General features: G+C 45.8%; 15 protein-coding genes and 1 pseudogene. 10 read left to right on the top strand and 6 right to left on the bottom strand.

The features are described 5' to 3' along the window. Window positions 1-476: 476 nt before the first annotated feature. On the top strand, window positions 477-938 hold the full coding sequence (locus DVO77_RS13590) for an RNA recognition motif domain-containing protein (RefSeq protein WP_110458690.1): 462 nt from the start codon (window positions 477-479) through the stop codon (window positions 936-938). 90 nt (window positions 939-1,028) lie between these two features. Here the strand turns inward: DVO77_RS13590 and murI are convergent, their stop codons facing one another. Further along, window positions 1,029-1,811, bottom strand: coding sequence for a glutamate racemase (gene murI, locus DVO77_RS13585; protein ID WP_110458691.1), 783 nt, complete (start codon window positions 1,809-1,811; stop codon window positions 1,029-1,031). Between the two features lie 141 nt (window positions 1,812-1,952). Here murI and trmA point away from each other — a divergent pair, with 141 nt between their 5' ends. Then, window positions 1,953-3,050 carry a tRNA (uridine(54)-C5)-methyltransferase TrmA gene (trmA, locus tag DVO77_RS13580; protein ID WP_110458692.1) on the top strand — a complete coding sequence of 366 codons (1,098 nt, stop codon included), beginning with the start codon at window positions 1,953-1,955 and terminating at the stop codon, window positions 3,048-3,050. Between the two features lie 109 nt (window positions 3,051-3,159). Here the strand turns inward: trmA and fabR are convergent, their stop codons facing one another. Further along, window positions 3,160-3,774, bottom strand: a complete 615-nt coding sequence (gene fabR, locus DVO77_RS13575; RefSeq protein WP_110458831.1) for an HTH-type transcriptional repressor FabR — start codon at window positions 3,772-3,774, stop codon at window positions 3,160-3,162. A gap of 139 nt (window positions 3,775-3,913) precedes the next feature. Between fabR and DVO77_RS13570 the strand changes: the two genes are divergently transcribed. The 3 genes from DVO77_RS13570 to mnmH all read left to right on the top strand — a co-directional run bounded on the left by DVO77_RS13570 (window position 3,914) and on the right by mnmH (window position 7,347). Further along, entirely contained in the window at window positions 3,914-5,020 is a 1,107-nt protein-coding gene (locus DVO77_RS13570) for a fatty acid desaturase (protein WP_119978701.1), read from the top strand. Window positions 5,021-5,197: 177 nt separating this feature from the next. Further along, window positions 5,198-6,241 carry a selenide, water dikinase SelD gene (selD, locus tag DVO77_RS13565; protein WP_119978700.1) on the top strand — a complete coding sequence of 348 codons (1,044 nt, stop codon included), beginning with the start codon at window positions 5,198-5,200 and terminating at the stop codon, window positions 6,239-6,241. Further along, entirely contained in the window at window positions 6,241-7,347 is a 1,107-nt protein-coding gene (gene mnmH / locus DVO77_RS13560; protein ID WP_119978699.1) for a tRNA 2-selenouridine(34) synthase MnmH, read from the top strand. The genes selD and mnmH overlap by 1 nt, the downstream gene beginning before the upstream one ends. 170 nt (window positions 7,348-7,517) lie before the next feature. On the opposite strand, the gene DVO77_RS13555 is transcribed toward mnmH, so the two are convergent. The 4 genes from DVO77_RS13555 to nudE form a co-directional block, all read right to left on the bottom strand. Beyond that, window positions 7,518-9,368 carry an MFS transporter gene (locus tag DVO77_RS13555; protein ID WP_119978698.1) on the bottom strand — a complete coding sequence of 617 codons (1,851 nt, stop codon included), beginning with the start codon at window positions 9,366-9,368 and terminating at the stop codon, window positions 7,518-7,520. Window positions 9,369-9,487: 119 nt separating this feature from the next. Then, the gene (locus DVO77_RS13550) at window positions 9,488-9,943 is read right to left on the bottom strand and encodes a GNAT family N-acetyltransferase (RefSeq protein ID WP_110458697.1); all 456 of its coding nucleotides are present in this window, start codon (window positions 9,941-9,943) and stop codon (window positions 9,488-9,490) included. Then, on the bottom strand, window positions 9,936-10,748 hold the full coding sequence (gene cysQ / locus DVO77_RS13545; protein ID WP_110458698.1) for a 3'(2'),5'-bisphosphate nucleotidase CysQ: 813 nt from the start codon (window positions 10,746-10,748) through the stop codon (window positions 9,936-9,938). Before cysQ ends, DVO77_RS13550 begins: the two co-directional genes overlap by 8 nt. Before the next feature lie 49 nt (window positions 10,749-10,797). Next, a complete protein-coding gene (gene nudE / locus DVO77_RS13540; RefSeq protein ID WP_110458699.1) occupies window positions 10,798-11,343 on the bottom strand; it encodes an ADP compounds hydrolase NudE in 546 nt (181 codons plus the stop codon). 96 nt (window positions 11,344-11,439) lie between these two features. Here nudE and yrfG point away from each other — a divergent pair, with 96 nt between their 5' ends. The 5 genes and pseudogenes from yrfG (at window position 11,440) to ctaD (ending at window position 16,716) form a co-directional block, all read left to right on the top strand. Next, complete coding sequence (yrfG, locus tag DVO77_RS13535; protein ID WP_119978697.1) at window positions 11,440-12,111, top strand: GMP/IMP nucleotidase; 672 nt, start codon at window positions 11,440-11,442, stop codon at window positions 12,109-12,111. Between the two features lie 338 nt (window positions 12,112-12,449). Then, complete coding sequence (gene lexA, locus DVO77_RS13530) at window positions 12,450-13,067, top strand: transcriptional repressor LexA (RefSeq protein ID WP_110458701.1); 618 nt, start codon at window positions 12,450-12,452, stop codon at window positions 13,065-13,067. Then, the gene (locus DVO77_RS13525; RefSeq protein WP_119978696.1) at window positions 13,064-13,573 is read left to right on the top strand and encodes a cell division inhibitor SulA; all 510 of its coding nucleotides are present in this window, start codon (window positions 13,064-13,066) and stop codon (window positions 13,571-13,573) included. The genes lexA and DVO77_RS13525 overlap by 4 nt, the downstream gene beginning before the upstream one ends. Window positions 13,574-13,974: 401 nt before the next feature. Beyond that, window positions 13,975-15,087 (top strand): annotated as a pseudogene (gene coxB, locus DVO77_RS13520) (cytochrome c oxidase subunit II); the annotation flags it as partial. An 18-nt stretch (window positions 15,088-15,105) separates the two neighbouring features. Then, on the top strand, window positions 15,106-16,716 hold the full coding sequence (ctaD, locus tag DVO77_RS13515) for a cytochrome c oxidase subunit I (protein WP_119978694.1): 1,611 nt from the start codon (window positions 15,106-15,108) through the stop codon (window positions 16,714-16,716).

The raw sequence follows: 16,716 nt of genomic DNA, 5'->3' as shown, positions 1-16,716 counted from the left end.
CACACAGATTACTTGATAAATTGTTAAAGAGCGTTAGCACATCTCGGTAGTTCCAAGTGGCTAGGGCTGCGTATTCTACGCAATCCTTGGTTCGCGTCAAGCAGTTTTTGAAAACTTTTCGATGCGGCACTTTTCAGTGCCTGACCACCCTGTAAGCTAGGTGTTTAACCAGGTTACTTAGTGCTTTACGACTCATCTCTGCGAGCTTCGCCGTGTCAGTGGTTGCGCATTATAGGGAGTTATCTTGGGGGCGCAAGGGCTTTTTAAGCGATCGGCGATCGCTCGACGATCTTTTCGCCGTTATGGTGCTTTTTGTATCACTTTGTGTGGTTTTACACCGATGGGGCAAACGACTCAGTTATATTAATCGTTAATTAAGTTCGTTTTTTCGTCAATATACTAGTGTAATTGCCAATAATTCATTACCATATACGAGCTGTTAACAGTTAATTATCAATTCTTCAGAGAACAAATATATGCAAAAGCCATTTCTTATTGTTTTGATCGTCGCCCTTGTTGGCGCATTGGCAATATCTCAGTTCGCGCCAGACTTCTATTCTGCAATCGCGTTTTTCACTGGTGCTATTATCGCAAGCGTTATTTTTACCCTTCAATCACCTAAGTCAGATACCGATACTGATGAACAGTATAAAGGCCCAACGATGACACTGTATGTTGGCAACTTGCCATATCGTGTCCATGAAGGCGAAGTAAAGGTGTTATTTGGTAAATACGGCCCAGTAAACTCAGTACGTTTAGTTCGCGATCGTAAAACGGGACGCCGTAAAGGTTTTGGATTTATCGAAATGTCAGAAGCGGGTGCTAAGAAAGCCATGGTTAAGTTAAACGAGTTTGATTTTCAGGAGCGTACACTTAAAGTGCGTGAAGCAAAGTCACAAGATGCTGACAAGCCAGAATCTACTCAGGAAGCTAACTAGAACTAGTAAGTACTCTTCTTATACCTATACATGTAAAAAGCATACTTATTATAGTATGAGCAAATAACATTAGTGGTCTTATGTCAGATTCTATGGCCTTAACTGACCAATAGATGAGAAGCCATATTCCACTAGTGTTGTTTTTAATCCTTTAGATATCTCTTGTGTCGTAAAGAAAGCATGGCTTTCTCCTCTTTTTCCTTCTGTAGTATCACCATTGAGTAAGGTTTTAACTCTGGCAGCTATCGCTTTGGCAGAATCTAATAACCGAACCCCTTCACCAAGGTAATGTTGTAACTCCGCTTTTAAGATAGGAAAGTGCGTGCAGCCTAAGACCAATGTATCTATGCCTGATTGCTTTATAGGTGATAATACTTGGGTGAGCAGCGCATGATCGATAGGCTCTTGCGCCATCTTAGCTTCGGCTAAGAGTACCAGTTCTGATGATCCGAAACATGTCACTTCGCAATCAGCGGCAAACTTTTGGATCAACGTGCGTGTATAAGTGCGGTTAACGGTTCCAGGTGTGGCGAGTAATCCGATGCGTTTATTAAGACTCGTGGTAGCAGCAGGTTTAATCGCAGGTACCACCCCCACAACCGGAATAGCCAACCGAGCGCGCAATACTGGTAATATTAAGGTGCTGGCAGTATTGCAAGCCACAACAACAATATCGGCTGTGACTCTACCTACCGCTTGAGTAATAAGCTGCACAGCGCCATCAATTAATACATCCTCTTCTAGCTCGCCATAAGGCAATCTGGCGTTATCGAATAAGTAGTAATAGTTTTCATTAGGCAATGTCTGCTTAATTTCGGTGAGTATAGAAAGCCCACCCACACCTGAATCGAATACTAAAATATTTGCCGACAAACTCAATTCCCCATGGGTAAACTCAAAATGAGATAAACATAGTATTTTCCCATAGCGAGGGATAAATCAAAAGCCAGATATTGGACATCAAGGCTGGGTAGTATACTATTTGCGCCCCAATGATAGTAACGGTGTTTTAAAATGAATTTAGAAGCAATGGATCCTAACCAATACGATAAGCAACTCGATGCTAAACGTGAAAAATTAGCGCAACTTTTTGCTGACTTTGACACCCCATCATTGCAAATATTCGCGTCGACACCCGAACACTATCGCATGCGTGCCGAATTTCGCGTCTGGCATGAGGGTGAAGATCTCTACTACTATATGTTTGACAAGGTACTTAACCAAAAAGTGCGCTGTGAGCAGTTCTTACCCGCCAGCGTGCTGATCAATCAGATGATGCCAGCGTTAATGGCCGAGCTTCGCCCTAACCCAGTATTACGCCATAAGCTATTTCAGGTCGACTTTTTGTCTACCCTAAGCGGTGAAATTTTAGTCTCATTGCTGTACCACAAACAACTTGACCAACAATGGCAAGATGAAGCACAAGCCCTCAAGCAACGTCTAGGTAAGCAATTTAATGTCAATATTATTGGTCGTGCCCGCAAACAAAAGCTGACGCTAGATCGAGATTATGTAATTGAGTCATTACCCGTTAATGGGCAGACTTTGATTTATAAGCAGGTGGAAAATAGCTTTACTCAACCTAACGGACAAGTGTCTATCAAGATGCTGGAGTGGGCTATCGATAGCACCAAAGAGAGCAGTGGCGATCTTTTAGAGCTCTATTGTGGTAACGGTAACTTCTCTATTGCGTTGGCACAGAACTTCAATCGCGTGCTCGCTACCGAATTAGCTAAACCTTCGGTCGACTCTGCGCAATATAATATTGAAGCCAATAATATCGAGAATGTGCAGATCATTCGCATGTCGGCCGAAGACTTCACCGACGCATTAGCCAAGAAACGCAGTTATAGACGTCTCGAAGGGGTAGATTTAGATAGCTATCACTGTAACACCATATTTGTTGACCCACCTCGGGCCGGTCTCGATGACAATACTTTAACCATGGTGCAAGGTTATCAGCGGATCATCTATATTTCATGTAATCCAAATACGCTTATAGATAACCTCAAGGTGCTAAATAGCACCCACAAAATCACCCGCTTTGCACTATTTGATCAGTTCCCATATACAGATCACATGGAGTCTGGCGTGTTATTAGAAAAGCGCTAGACACCAAATTGTTCAGCTCACACTAAAATATTAAGAACTAAGTATTAAGATCCCAAAAGGGCCATTAGGCCCTTTTGCGTATCGAGCCTCGCTAAAATCTTATGCAGAATCAGCGATTTTCCATTTTTTGCTGTAAACACTCCGCCCCTTTCGCCACCATCCGCAACTGGATAACCAACCTGTCGGCTAATATCTTACGATCGACGCGTTTCATATCTAACGCGGCAGCTCCTGCATTAAACACCAAGGTGACCAATGCCTCTGCTTGGGCACGCGCTAATTCGGGCGAACGCCTTGCTGTGGCTTCGGTATAATGCGCCAACTCTGAGATAAAATGTTCAATCTCACGTGCAACTGCGGCACGAAACGGTGCCGATGTGCCAGAACGTTCATGCAATAAAATACGGAACACGTTTGGGTTAGACTCGAGTACCTCCATAAAGGTCTCGACCGAGATACGGATCACGCTACCTCCGGCTTCTGCGCGTTGACGCCCCTTACGCATCATCTGACGCAATGTTAGGCCGCCTTCGTCGACCATGGTCAAACCCAGTTCATTCATATCTTTAAAATGACGATAAAATGAGGTTGGTGCAATATTGGCTTCGCGGGCCACCTCTCGCAAACTCAGGCTAGAAAAACTACGTTCTGCGCTTAACTGATTAAATGCAGCATCAACTAACGCCCGACGCGTTTTTTCTTTCTGCTGTGCCCTGATCCCCATCATGATGAATCCACTAGATAAATAGAATCAGCTAATAATACATTCTTTAACATAAAAACGCAGCCTATCTTGACCTCACCTATCAAGCACGCTAAATTGGCGCACAGATGTACGCTCAATTTAGCTGTTGGATATTATAATGAAAAAACCTCCCCTGATATGGACTAACATACTGCTGTTTGCCATTACCTTTTTAGGTGCTGCTATACTCGTCCCCTGGTACGGTATCACTTACGGTTACGGCATTGCTGAATGGGTGGCCTTTGTCGCCCTTGCCTTTGCAAGCGGATTGTCAATTACCGCCGGTTATCATAGACTTTGGTCTCATAGAACCTATAAATCACACTGGTCAATGCGCCTGCTATTTGCATTAGGCGGCGCACTCGCATTACAAAACAGTGCATTGCATTGGTCATCAGATCATCGCATTCATCACAAGCATGTCGATGATAACGATAAAGATCCCTATTCGGCGAACATGGGTTTCTGGTATAGCCATATTGGGTGGATGTTGCGCGAGTATCAAGCTCAGCGTTACCACGATTATAAAAACGTGCGAGATCTGCAAAATGATAAAATTGTGATGTGGCAGCACAAACACTATTTATCACTGATGCTAATCATGAACATTGGCTTGCCAGCGTTACTGGGTTGGCTCAATGGTGATATATGGGCCATGTTACTCATGGCAGGGTTACTGAGGTTAGTAGTGGTGCATCACTGCACCTTTTTCATCAACTCGCTGGCACATATCTGGGGCAAACAGCCATACACAGATAAGAATACCGCGCGAGACAATGGCATTTTGGCTGTGTTTACCTATGGTGAGGGATACCATAACTTCCACCATATTTTTGAAAACGACTATCGCAATGGCATACATTGGTGGCAATACGATCCCACTAAGTGGCTTATCAATATGATGGCATGGACAGGTTTGGCCACCCAATTGCGAGTCACCCCACAAGAGCGGATCGAGAGGGCTAAATTACAGATGCAGTTAACACGCACCCGCAATAAGGTTGAACATCTGGCTAATGGTGAAGAGATACTCGAGAAACTGCATGATGAATATGAATTGCTTAAAACCCACATTAGCGACTATTACCAAGCGCACAAAGAGTTACTCGACGCCAAACGGCAAAAACTGACCCACAACCAGTTAATGCTCAGAGTCGAACAACTTAAACAAGACCTATTGATGCGCAAACGTAATTGGAAATTACTCACCGCAAATTACGCCTAAATTAGCCGCTCACCCCACCGGACCACTCATCGCAGTGGTCCGTTTTATTTAGATTTCTACTTAAATTCACCTCCCTTAACGTGCATCACGCACATCTGTATCACCACCGATTGAAGTGCAAAATAGATGAGACTATGATGGGCGGCTAACCCATTCATTTAGAGAGAGTTCGAGCTTATGTCAGACACTAAAATCAAACTTACCGAATACAGTCATGGCGCGGGTTGTGGCTGTAAAATCTCACCCAAAGTCTTAGGGACAATTCTGGCATCGCAATTACCTCACTTCGATGACCCTAATATTCTCGTTGGTAACAGCACCCGCGATGATGCCGCCGTCTATAAACTCAATGATGAAACGGGCATTATCAGCACCACAGACTTTTTTATGCCAATCGTGGATGACCCTTTTACCTTCGGTCGCATTGCCGCCACCAACGCGATTAGCGATATTTATGCTATGGGGGGTACACCGATGATGGCTATCGCTATATTGGGCTGGCCAGTGAATACTTTACCCGCAGAGATCGCCCAACAAGTTGTCGATGGTGGGCGCCAAGCGTGCGCGGATGCAGGTATCATGCTGGCAGGTGGCCACAGTATCGATGCGCCAGAACCTATCTTTGGTCTAGCCGTTACAGGGCAAATTCCGTTAACCGAACTCAAACAGAACAATACCGCTAAGGTCGGTGATAAACTGTATCTCACTAAACCACTGGGAATAGGTATTTTGACCACGGCTCAGAAGCAAAAAAAGCTAGCCGATGAGGATAGCAATATCGCTCCAGACGCCATGTGCCAACTCAATAAAATCGGCCCAGCTATCGCAAAAATTGCCGGCGTGAGTGCCATGACAGATGTGACAGGTTTCGGCTTAGCGGGCCACCTCATTGAGATGTGCTTAGGTGCTGATGTGGCAGCTAAGATTGATATCGACGCCCTGCCCTTGTTACCCAAAGCAAAAGACTACCTGCAAATGGGCTGCATTCCCGGTGGTACCCACAGAAACTACGACAGCTATGGCGAACATTTACCCCTGGTCAATGAAGAACAAAAAGCACTATTGTGCGATCCACAAACCAGTGGCGGATTATTGATTGCCGTTTCAGCAAGCCATGAAGCGGCTTTAATTAGCCTACTAAAAGCTAATGATATTGCGCCAATAAGCATTGGTCATTTGGTGACTAAGCCTGCAACGAAGCAACTCGTGGAACTGTGCTAATGCCACCACTTATGGTTTCTAAAAACCAATATGCCCAGCTGTTTATTAACGACCACCCCATAATGGATGTTCGCGCGCCCATCGAGTTCGATAAAGGGGCGTTTCCGGCCAGTACTAACTTGCCATTAATGCAAAATGATGAGCGCAAACAGGTGGGCACATGTTATAAGCAACACGGCCAAGCCGCCGCGATCGCCTTAGGTCACACACTCGTTAATGATGACATCAAACAGCAAAGGATCGATGCATGGCACGAATATTTTGCGCGTCACTCTAATGCTTACCTATATTGTTTCCGCGGTGGACTGCGTTCACAACTGACGCAACAATGGCTTAAGGAGGCTGGGCTATCTGTCCCCTATATCGAAGGTGGGTATAAGGCGATGCGTCAGTTTTTGATAGACACCATAGATCAAGCCCCTAGGGTAAAACCCATGCTGATCCTCAGCGGCATCACCGGCAGTGGTAAAACAGACTTCTTATTACAGCGCCCAGAAGGCGTCGATTTAGAAGGCATTGCCCATCATCGCGGCTCAAGCTTTGGCCGCTACCACGAGCCGCAACCATCACAGATCAACTTCGAAAATAACCTCGCCGTGGCACTGCTAAAACACCAAGCCAGCGATGCCAAATTCTTACTGCTCGAAGATGAGAGCTACCTCATTGGTCGCTCGGCGCTACCACAAGCCTTTTATAAAGGCATGCAAGTAGCAAAATTGGTGGTATTAGAAGAAAGCCAAACTGCCAGATTAAACCGATTGCTCGACGAATATGTCCATAAAATGCACCAAGGTTATCTTGATCGCCTCGGCGAAGAGGCCGGCTTTATCGCTTTTGCCAATTATTTGTCGCAAAGCATCAGTGGCATAAAAAAACGCCTTGGCGGTAAACAACATGATGAACTGCAGGCGATGGTGACTCATGCCTTACATGCACAACAAAATCAGGGCACAACAGCAGCTCATCTCGAGTGGATAAACGTGCTGCTGAGTAAATACTACGATCCTATGTACCAATATCAGATTGATAAAAAAGCCGATCGGGTTATTTTTAAAGGTGATCATCAAGCAGTGCATCAGTGGCTCGCTCAATACACGCCCCAATAACATCACTTAATGACATGACCGCCATTAAGTGTGACTGAATCACTCACCTGAATTCGAGTAAAACGATGGAATAATCCGAGATAGCTTAGCTATTTAAGGTTATTTCATCTCAAAGCTAAACTCCAAAATGCAGATAACTCAGTGTTCAGTTTTAAGCCCGAGTCTTGATTTTATAATGGGTCTGTCATCAAGCGGGTGATGTGCTGTTGCAGTGATGCGGCGCTCACCTGAGGAACCGCCATCGCATCACCGACAATCAGCGACCCCCTTGGCCAAAGCCCCCGCGGTTGGAACGTGTTTGCTTGACTCTTACTCGGCTCTGTTAATCCTTTCATTGCAAGTGGGATAATCTTCACTGAATGTTGCGTCACAACACTTGCGATCAAGGCGTTAAATTGAGCCCGATAACTCTCAGGCATGGTATCACTCGCGGTTAAATAATCGCTTAATAAGCACAATAACTCGCCATTGGCTAACGCCTGCTCAATCATGGTTAATGCTTCATTATTGCTTGCGCCGTTTATCTCACCCATAGCCAAAGGGATCACTCCTGCCGGCTTAACTGAGTTCGCTATGATAGAGGGTGGCATAACAAAGCGCACCAGACGACTCGATACCCCCATCACGCACAAAGCATCGAACTGACTAGTATGGGGACACACCAGTAACACCGCCCCCTGCTTGGGCAGTTTTTCACGCCCTTCAACACTGATGCGGTAACGCACATGACGAAATAAATAACTGACAAGGCGCCAACGAAACTCAGGCGCTTGTCCATAAATATAGGCAGCGACTACCAAATTAAGTACCGCTAGCAAGGTAAATAACTCAGGGATACTCCAGCCTAAGCCCGCCAGTAGTAACATGGCCAATAACGCCGAGCACACCATAAACAGCGCATTAACAATATTATTTGCGGCAATCGCCTGTGCACATTTACCCGGTGCAGCACGCGACTGGATAAAAGCGTACAACGGGACGATAAACAAGCCCCCACTGACCCCGACCATCAACAAGTCAAACATCAGTCGATAATGCGCCGTTGTGGCGATAAAGTCTCCCACACTATAAACCCACAAGGGATCTAACGGTGCAGGTGGAATAGCCCAGACCAAATCGAGGCCAAACAGGGTCAACCCCGCCATGCCTAAAGCCACGACACCTAATTCAACATGACCATAGGATAAGCGTTCACATAAAAAGGAGCCCACCGCGATACCCACCGAAAATAGTGCTAATAGAAGCGACACTACGCTGGTATCAGAGGACAAATGTAACTTAGCAAAATAAGCAAATTGCGTTAGATAAGTTGCGCCGAGAAACCAAAACCAGCTAATGGCGATGATCGCCATCCAGATGCTTGGCGTCTTTCTCACCTGGGTAATGGCGCGCCACGTGCCAGATAAAGGGGCAAAACGGATCTGGGTCACGTCATGCTGTAAAGGTAAAGCCGGAATGGCACAACTGGCCAGATATCCACACAGGGAAAGTACAAAGACAATCAAGGCACTGGCGACAATTCCATGCGTACTCGCCATCAACAGCCCGGCGCTCAATGTGCCACTTAAAATAGCTAAAAATGTGCCTATTTCGACCCAAGCATTGCCCTTAACTAATTCTTCATCGGTCAACACTTGCGGTAGCAGTGAATATTTTACTGGCCCGAAATAGGCCGACTGACAGCCGGTTAAAAATAACAGCAGTAACATCACCATGTAGCTTTGAGACAAAATAGCCATCGCAGCGCACGACATGATAACCACTTCGAGTTGTTTCAGCCTGCGGATAAGCTTCGCCTTGTCCATATTATCGGCGATCATCCCAGCATGAGCAGAAAAAAGAAAGAAGGGGAAAATAAACAGGCCCGCGGCCAAATTGACAAATAAATTAATGCTGATTGGCAACTCATTGATCTGACTATAAGCCACCATCAAGAGTAAAACGTTTTTATAAATATTATCGTTTAATGCGCCTAAACATTGGGTGACAAAATAGGGCAAAAAACGTTTTGTTAACAGCATATGTGCTCCAGCTTGCCTCAAGCTTAGTTAGCCTAACCATCTAGATGACAATGAATAGATGACAATGAAGGTTTCATATAAGTCATTGCCACTCTTTAGCCGTGCTAAATAGATAAGGCTTAGCGCATCAGACACATCACCACCCGCGATGTATCCGGACCAAAATAGTCAGCTTCCGTTTGTAGCTCAACAAACCCCAATGCGAGGTATAAATGGCGCGCTGGATTAGCTGGATCAACAGTGAGCATCACCTGAGTGACTGACGGCGCCAAGTGATTAAGCGCATCGTTTATCAAACGTTTGCCGATACCTCGGCCTTGAGCGAGTGTATCCACGGCGACAGATAATATCCATCCTATATGCGGCTGCTCACTTTGCACCATTAGAATATAGCCAAGAAGATGATTATTTTGATCTATTGCAACACGCAAACCATTTGGCCAACAATCGAAACTCTGACGAAAAAAGAAGTCCGGATAACAATGCGCGCCAAACACACGCTGTTCAAGCCGATAAACGCCGGCCAGCTCGCCCTTTTGCGCCGCACGCAGGGTAATATCAACCGAATTATTCACTGACTAACAACTCATCCCAAGGTAAATGGGTCGAACCGACAACGATAAAATTAGGATTTTCGAGCGATTCACGTTCATTATAACTTAGCGGTTGCAGTTCAAGATCCATGATCTGCCCGCCCGCCTCTTCGACAATAATTTGTGCCGCGCCGGTATCCCACTCGCCAGTAGGGCCAATGCGTACATAACAATCGGCACGCCCTTCTGCGACCAAGCAACTTTTAAGCGCTGCCCCGCCGAGCACCACTAACTCACAATGCTTAGGCTGGTTTAGTAGCTTTAATACCGATTGCGGATCTTGGCGACGACTGACCGCCAAGCGCAATGAGTGCGAATCATCGAGTGTCAATTGACGACTGGCAATACGCTGTTCGCCTTTATTTGAGCGCTTATAAGCCCCTAGTCCTGCGATGGCATAATAAATCACCTCTGTCATGGGCACATAAACAATCCCCATAATAGGGCGATTATGCTCAACTAGCGCAATGATCACCGAAAAGTCGCCACTGCCGGCAATAAACTCTCCGGTACCATCTAACGGATCGACCAACCAATACCTGGGCCAATCGACGCGTTCGGATAACGGGATGTCGGCATCTTCTTCAGATAGCACAGGAATATCGGGAGTCAGCTGAGTCAGCGCTGCAGTGATAATTTGGTGCGCAGCAAGATCGGCAGACGTCACAGGGGTATTATCCGCCTTAATTTCTTTATCAAAGCTACCTTCAAGATAAATATCTTTGATGGCCATGCCCGCTTCAACGGCGATGGCGATCACCTGTTCCACACACTCTTCTGGCTTCATCACAACTCCAACAACCTAGACAGGTAATGCATATATCCGAATTAAATAACTATTTTAGTTTTAAATGCTTCTGAGCTAAAAACAAGGCACTAACACTTCTCGATTCTGAAAAATCTTCCAATGCCAATAGCCCTGACCACTGTGCAAGCGGCCAAGAAACGACCTCTATTGGCTCAGGTTCATCGCCTTCAAGGCGACTTTCATACAGATCTTCTGCAATATAGATCTGCATCTTGCTGACAAAATAGCTGGGCGCCAGACTTAACTCCATCAAATGGGTTAATTTTTTAGCCCCAAAGCCTATCTCCTCTTGCAGTTCACGATTAGCGGCCTGCTCAGGAGTCTCCCCCAGATCAACTAACCCTTTGGGAAAGCCCAGTTCATAGCTGTGGGTTCCTGCAGCGTACTCTCTGCCCAGCAGTAGTTGCTCCCCCAATACAGGAACCACCATTACGGCGCCACGATTACTGCCTTTCATACGCTCATACTGGCGCTCGACCTGATTAGAAAATTTCAGGTGCACTTGCTCAATTTGAAATAACCGACTCTGAGCAACAACTTGTGTATGTAATATCTGTGGCTTTTGGTCCGACATGAATGTCCCTGATAAAATGAGGTTTGCATCACAGTTCAATCTTACTATGATGGGTTTAATCCACAACTCTCACGATAGAATTTTTTTACTGACCTTATGTTTCCTTGGGATAAAATTGATACCGTACTGCTTGATATGGATGGCACGCTACTAGACTTGCACTTCGATAGCCATTTTTGGCTCAAACTAGTGCCGCAAACCTTAAGTCACAACAGAAACATCTCTCTAAATGAAGCCAATGTCTTAGTGGAACAGGCCTACGACCAAGTGGTTGGCACCTTGGATTGGTATTGCCTCGACTACTGGCAGCAACAACTGCAACTGGATATTGTAATGTTGCAACGCACATTGGCCGACAGGATACAGTTACGCCAAGACAGCATGCCATTTCTGCATACATTGGCTAAAAAGCATAAAACCAGAATATTAGTGACCAATGCCCACCCTCATAGCCTAGCACTCAAACTAGAACACACAGAGCTCGCGCAAGGGTTAGACCATATGCTCTCCAGCCATGAAACGGGTTTTGCAAAAGAGCATCCTCAATTTTGGTCCAGCTTATTTAAGCAATATCAATTACAACCCAGTCGGTGTTTATTTATCGATGATAGCGAAGCTATCTTGCATGCCGCCAAACAAGCAGGAGTTGGGTATTTACTTGGCATAAGCAATCCCGATAGCAAAAAGCCCCATAAAATATTTACCCACTTTCCCGCAATCCATGATTACCACCACCTGTTAGATGACCTTATCGCCAGCAAGCCATAATAGCCCTACGCTTAACGATATAAGATAACGGTAACTGCAGGCACATAGTGCAACTGAATCCTATTACCTGCTAACGTTGTTTCGCCGCCCTAACTTGACACAGAAATCATCTCAACAGATAAGAGACAATCGCATCACTCAATAAATTTATTCCGTAAAATCCATCTCATAACATTGATTTAAATAAAAATATCAGGTTTCAATGAAAATAAACCTGCGATTTTGCTTTCAGTTTCAAACAAATTCCACCACATTGCCGACAAAAATATGCTTAATCCTTGCGCTACTTTAAATACTGTATATACTGACAGTTACTGTATGGAAAGACAGGATCTGCAATGAGACCATTAACCCCTAGACAAGCCGAAATATTAGAATTAATTAAACGCAATATTGCCGATACAGGCATGCCGCCTACCCGGGCTGAAATTGCTCGTCGCCTAGGCTTTAAAAGCGCCAATGCGGCCGAAGAGCATTTAAAAGCCTTAGCCAAAAAAGGCTGCATCGAAATAATGCCAGGGACCTCTAGAGGCATAAAGCTAACTCAAGAAGATGACAGCGAAGATCTTGGTTTACCACTGATTGGACAAGTCGCTGCCGGTGAACCCATTTTGGCCCAAGAACATGTTGAGCAACACTATAAAGTTGATCCAGCGATGTTTCGCCCAAGCGCCGATTTTCTCTTAAGAGTCCGCGGCGATAGCATGAAAAATATAGGTATTCTCGAAGGTGATCTGCTCGCGGTACATAAAGTAGAGCAAGCTAGTAATGGCCAGATCGTCGTGGCTAGGGTCGAAGATGATGTCACAGTAAAGCGTTTTGAAAAGAAAGGTAATACTGTATATCTTCACGCCGAGAATGAAGAATATTCACCGATAGTGGTCGACCTATCCAGCCAAAGCCTTAGCATCGAAGGGCTTGCCGTAGGTGTTATCCGTAACGGAGATTGGCAATGAATAATCTAATGGGTAATGCCCCACGACATCCCGGCCTTTGGGTCGATATAAACACGCAACATAAGCCTACTCAGCACAGCACCATCGCGACATTATCGAGTCGCACCCAAGGTAAGCATGAGTTGCAAGCACTTACGCCGCAATTAGCAAGATTAAGCCAACAAGGCCAGTGGGTAGTTCTGATTAGCCCACCAAATATTGGTTATAAGCAGATGCTCGCCGATGCCGGTGTTCGTATGGATAGAATCTTATTAGTGCACACCAAAGATGAAGTAGAAGCACTATGGGCGATGGAAAAAGCGCTTACAAGTGGTACATCCAGTGCGGTGATCAGTTGGACCCAAGCACTCGATGCACGTGATTGTCGCCGCTTACAATTGGTCGCCAAAAGCACTCAGGCTTTAGGCGTTGTGATTGAAGAAGCTAATCGTCACCTACCAGTAACAATCCTAGCAGAGCAAGATCAAGGCTGCCGCCAAACATCATTATTTGGCTCACTGCACTAGCATTACAGCTCAAACTTTCCATACTTAAGCCCCGCGAGGGGCTTTTTTGTCGCTGTTTTTTTTTAACAAAATAAAAAAAAGTGATCTTGATCAATATTTAAACAGCGATTAAGTTAGTAATAGATATCAACGATTATTTGTTATATCCGAACAATTTAGTAGTCGGCTTCATTGGCCTGCGAGTGAACATCTCTAGCAAAGTCCAATTAAGTTGAAATTCGCCTGATATAGTCAGCCGTAAGTGCAAGTGTGGTGACCACCAGCAATAACAACATCAATACCACCAGCGCACTATGAAGTCATCGTTGCTTTTTTGGGAACTGAAAAGTTTGCATGGAGCCGAGACATACTGTGTGACTTTTCTTTGTAGTTGCCTTCGCAATTGACAGAGGAGAAGTCTAGTGAAGCATCTGTGGTATAGCTTGCTGGGGTTATTACTAGCCCCGCCCATATTCGCAGCCGATATGCCCCTTAATATGACACCAGGGGTAACAGAGATCAGTGGCAAAGTTTTTGGCCTCCATATGACCATTCTCTATATCTGTTGCGCCATCGGCATCATAGTGTTTGGAGCAATGATCTACTCCATCATTAACCATCGTCGCTCAAAAGGCGCGGTGGCAGCCAATTTCCATGAAAGCACTAAAGTCGAAATAGCTTGGACTATCGTGCCTTTTGTTATCTTGATTCTGATGGCTATCCCTGCCACGAAAACCCTTATCGCCATGGAAGATCCTAGCGATGCAGATATCACCATCAAGGTAACGGGTTCACAGTGGAAATGGCATTACAGTTACTTTGATCACGATATCGAATACTACAGCTTGCTTGCTACCCCTAGAGCACAAATTGAAGGCAGTGAAACGAAGGGCGAAAACTATCTATTAGAAGTCGACAAACCCCTAGTGCTTCCCATTAATAAAAAAGTGCGTTTCTTGATGACCTCAGATGATGTGATCCATTCTTGGTGGGTGCCGGCCTTTGCGGTAAAAAAAGATGCTAACCCCGGTTTCATCAATGAAGCCTGGACCCGCGTGGATAAACCCGGCACGTACCGCGGCCAATGTGCAGAACTGTGCGGTAAGGATCACGGCTTTATGCCCATAGTGGTTGAAGTGTTGTCTGAAGCCGATTTTGATATCTGGATCGAAGAGCAAAAAAACCAAGCCACAATCGCCGCCGCCGCAACCGAAGCCTCGTTATCGCAAACCTTATCGATGGATGAACTGATGACCCAAGGTGAGCAGATATACATGGCACGCTGCGCCGCCTGCCACCAGCCAAATGGCATGGGACTTCCTGGGGTGTTCCCCGGATTAAAAGCCAGCGCCATTGCCACCGGCCCAGTCACTGCACATATCGATATTGTGGTTAATGGAAAGGCGGGCACTGCAATGCAAGCCTTCGCTGGACAGCTAACACCACAGGAGATAGCGGCTGTGGTGACATATGAGCGTAACGCTTGGGGCAATGATGTCGGTGATACCGTCCAAGCCGCTGACGTTAGTCAACATGGTCAATAGGGAGGCATGATGAATACAACAACCCGCGAAGCCAATATGGATGCCGCTCATATTGAAGAGTCTAACGAACACCACGAAGCTCACCCAACCGGCATAAAACGTTGGCTATTTACCACTAATCATAAAGATATCGGCACCTTATACCTGTGGTTCAGCTTTATTATGTTTCTTACTGGCGGTGCCATGGCCATGGTGATCCGGGCCGAGTTGTTTCAACCGGGTCTGCAATTAGTCGAGCCCAACTTTTTTAATCAAATGACCACTGTACATGGCTTGATCATGGTGTTTGGTGCCGTCATGCCCGCCTTTACAGGGCTTGCAAACTGGCTAATACCCATGATGATTGGCGCACCTGATATGGCGCTACCACGGATGAATAACTGGAGCTTTTGGATTTTACCCTTCGCCTTTACCATATTATTAAGCTCACTCTTTATGGAAGGTGGTGGCCCCAACTTTGGTTGGACATTCTATGCTCCGTTATCCACCACTTATAGCCCTGATAGCACGGCACTGTTTGTATTTTCTATCCATATTATGGGGATCAGCTCCATCATGGGAGCCATCAACGTGGTGGTGACGATTGTGAATATGCGCGCCCCCGGCATGAGTTGGATGAAATTACCGCTATTTGTGTGGACCTGGTTAATCACCGCTTTCTTGTTGATCGCCGTCATGCCTGTACTTGCAGGGGTGGTCACTATGGTGCTGACGGATAAATATTTTGGCACCAGCTTCTTTGATGCAGCAGGTGGCGGCGATCCTGTGATGTTTCAGCATATTTTCTGGTTCTTCGGCCACCCCGAGGTCTACATTATGATCTTACCTTCATTTGGGATCATATCGGCTATTGTGCCCGCCTTTAGTCGCAAACGTCTCTTTGGTTACTCCTCTATGGTTTATGCCACTGCCAGTATTGCGATTTTGTCCTTCTTGGTTTGGGCACACCATATGTTTACCACAGGTATGCCAGTATTTGCTGAACTGTTTTTTATGTATTGTACTATGCTCATCGCGGTACCAACTGGGGTTAAGGTCTTTAATTGGGTCGCCACCATGTGGCGCGGATCACTCAGTTTTGAAACGCCTATGTTGTTTGCCATCGCCTTTATCATACTGTTCACCATAGGCGGATTTTCGGGGTTGATGCTGGCCATTACTCCGGTGGATTTCCAGTATCACGATACCTATTTCGTGGTGGCTCACTTCCATTATGTATTGGTCACAGGGGCCATCTTCTCCATTATGGCGGCCGCCTATTATTGGCTACCTAAATGGACCGGGCATATGTATGACGAGAAGTTGGGTAAACTGCATTTTTGGTGTTCGGTTATCTCAGTTAACGTGTTGTTTTTCCCTATGCACTTTTTAGGACTCGCGGGAATGCCGCGTCGAATTCCTGATTATGCAATTCAATTTGCTGATGTTAACCAAATTGTCTCTATTGGCGGCTTCGCTTTCGGGCTATCGCAGTTTATCTTTCTCGCCTTGGTGATTAAGTGCATCAAGGGCGGTGAAAAAGCACCAGCTAAACCTTGGGATGGTGCCGAGGGGCTGGAATGGACTCTGCCAAGCCCGGCTCCTTATCACTCATTCTCGACTCCACCTGAGGTGAAATAA

This window comes from Shewanella algidipiscicola, assembly GCF_003605125.1.
Taxonomy (GTDB): domain Bacteria; phylum Pseudomonadota; class Gammaproteobacteria; order Enterobacterales; family Shewanellaceae; genus Shewanella; species Shewanella algidipiscicola.
This window is presented reverse-complemented; position numbering and strand designations above follow the sequence as displayed.

What these genes read in the sequence shown, in the direction of transcription:
- DVO77_RS13590 (WP_110458690.1), top strand. Translation starts at nt 477, where the DNA reads ATGCAAAAGCCATTTCTTATTGTTTTGATCGTCGCCCTTGTTGGCGCA.
- trmA (WP_110458692.1), top strand. Translation starts at nt 1,953, where the DNA reads ATGAATTTAGAAGCAATGGATCCTAACCAATACGATAAGCAACTCGAT.
- fabR (WP_110458831.1), bottom strand. Translation starts at nt 3,774, where the DNA reads ATGGGGATCAGGGCACAGCAGAAAGAAAAAACGCGTCGGGCGTTAGTT.
- DVO77_RS13570 (WP_119978701.1), top strand. Translation starts at nt 3,914, where the DNA reads ATGAAAAAACCTCCCCTGATATGGACTAACATACTGCTGTTTGCCATT.
- selD (WP_119978700.1), top strand. Translation starts at nt 5,198, where the DNA reads ATGTCAGACACTAAAATCAAACTTACCGAATACAGTCATGGCGCGGGT.
- mnmH (WP_119978699.1), top strand. Translation starts at nt 6,241, where the DNA reads ATGCCACCACTTATGGTTTCTAAAAACCAATATGCCCAGCTGTTTATT.
- DVO77_RS13555 (WP_119978698.1), bottom strand. Translation starts at nt 9,368, where the DNA reads ATGCTGTTAACAAAACGTTTTTTGCCCTATTTTGTCACCCAATGTTTA.
- cysQ (WP_110458698.1), bottom strand. Translation starts at nt 10,748, where the DNA reads ATGAAGCCAGAAGAGTGTGTGGAACAGGTGATCGCCATCGCCGTTGAA.
- nudE (WP_110458699.1), bottom strand. Translation starts at nt 11,343, where the DNA reads ATGTCGGACCAAAAGCCACAGATATTACATACACAAGTTGTTGCTCAG.
- yrfG (WP_119978697.1), top strand. Translation starts at nt 11,440, where the DNA reads ATGTTTCCTTGGGATAAAATTGATACCGTACTGCTTGATATGGATGGC.
- lexA (WP_110458701.1), top strand. Translation starts at nt 12,450, where the DNA reads ATGAGACCATTAACCCCTAGACAAGCCGAAATATTAGAATTAATTAAA.
- DVO77_RS13525 (WP_119978696.1), top strand. Translation starts at nt 13,064, where the DNA reads ATGAATAATCTAATGGGTAATGCCCCACGACATCCCGGCCTTTGGGTC.
- ctaD (WP_119978694.1), top strand. Translation starts at nt 15,106, where the DNA reads ATGAATACAACAACCCGCGAAGCCAATATGGATGCCGCTCATATTGAA.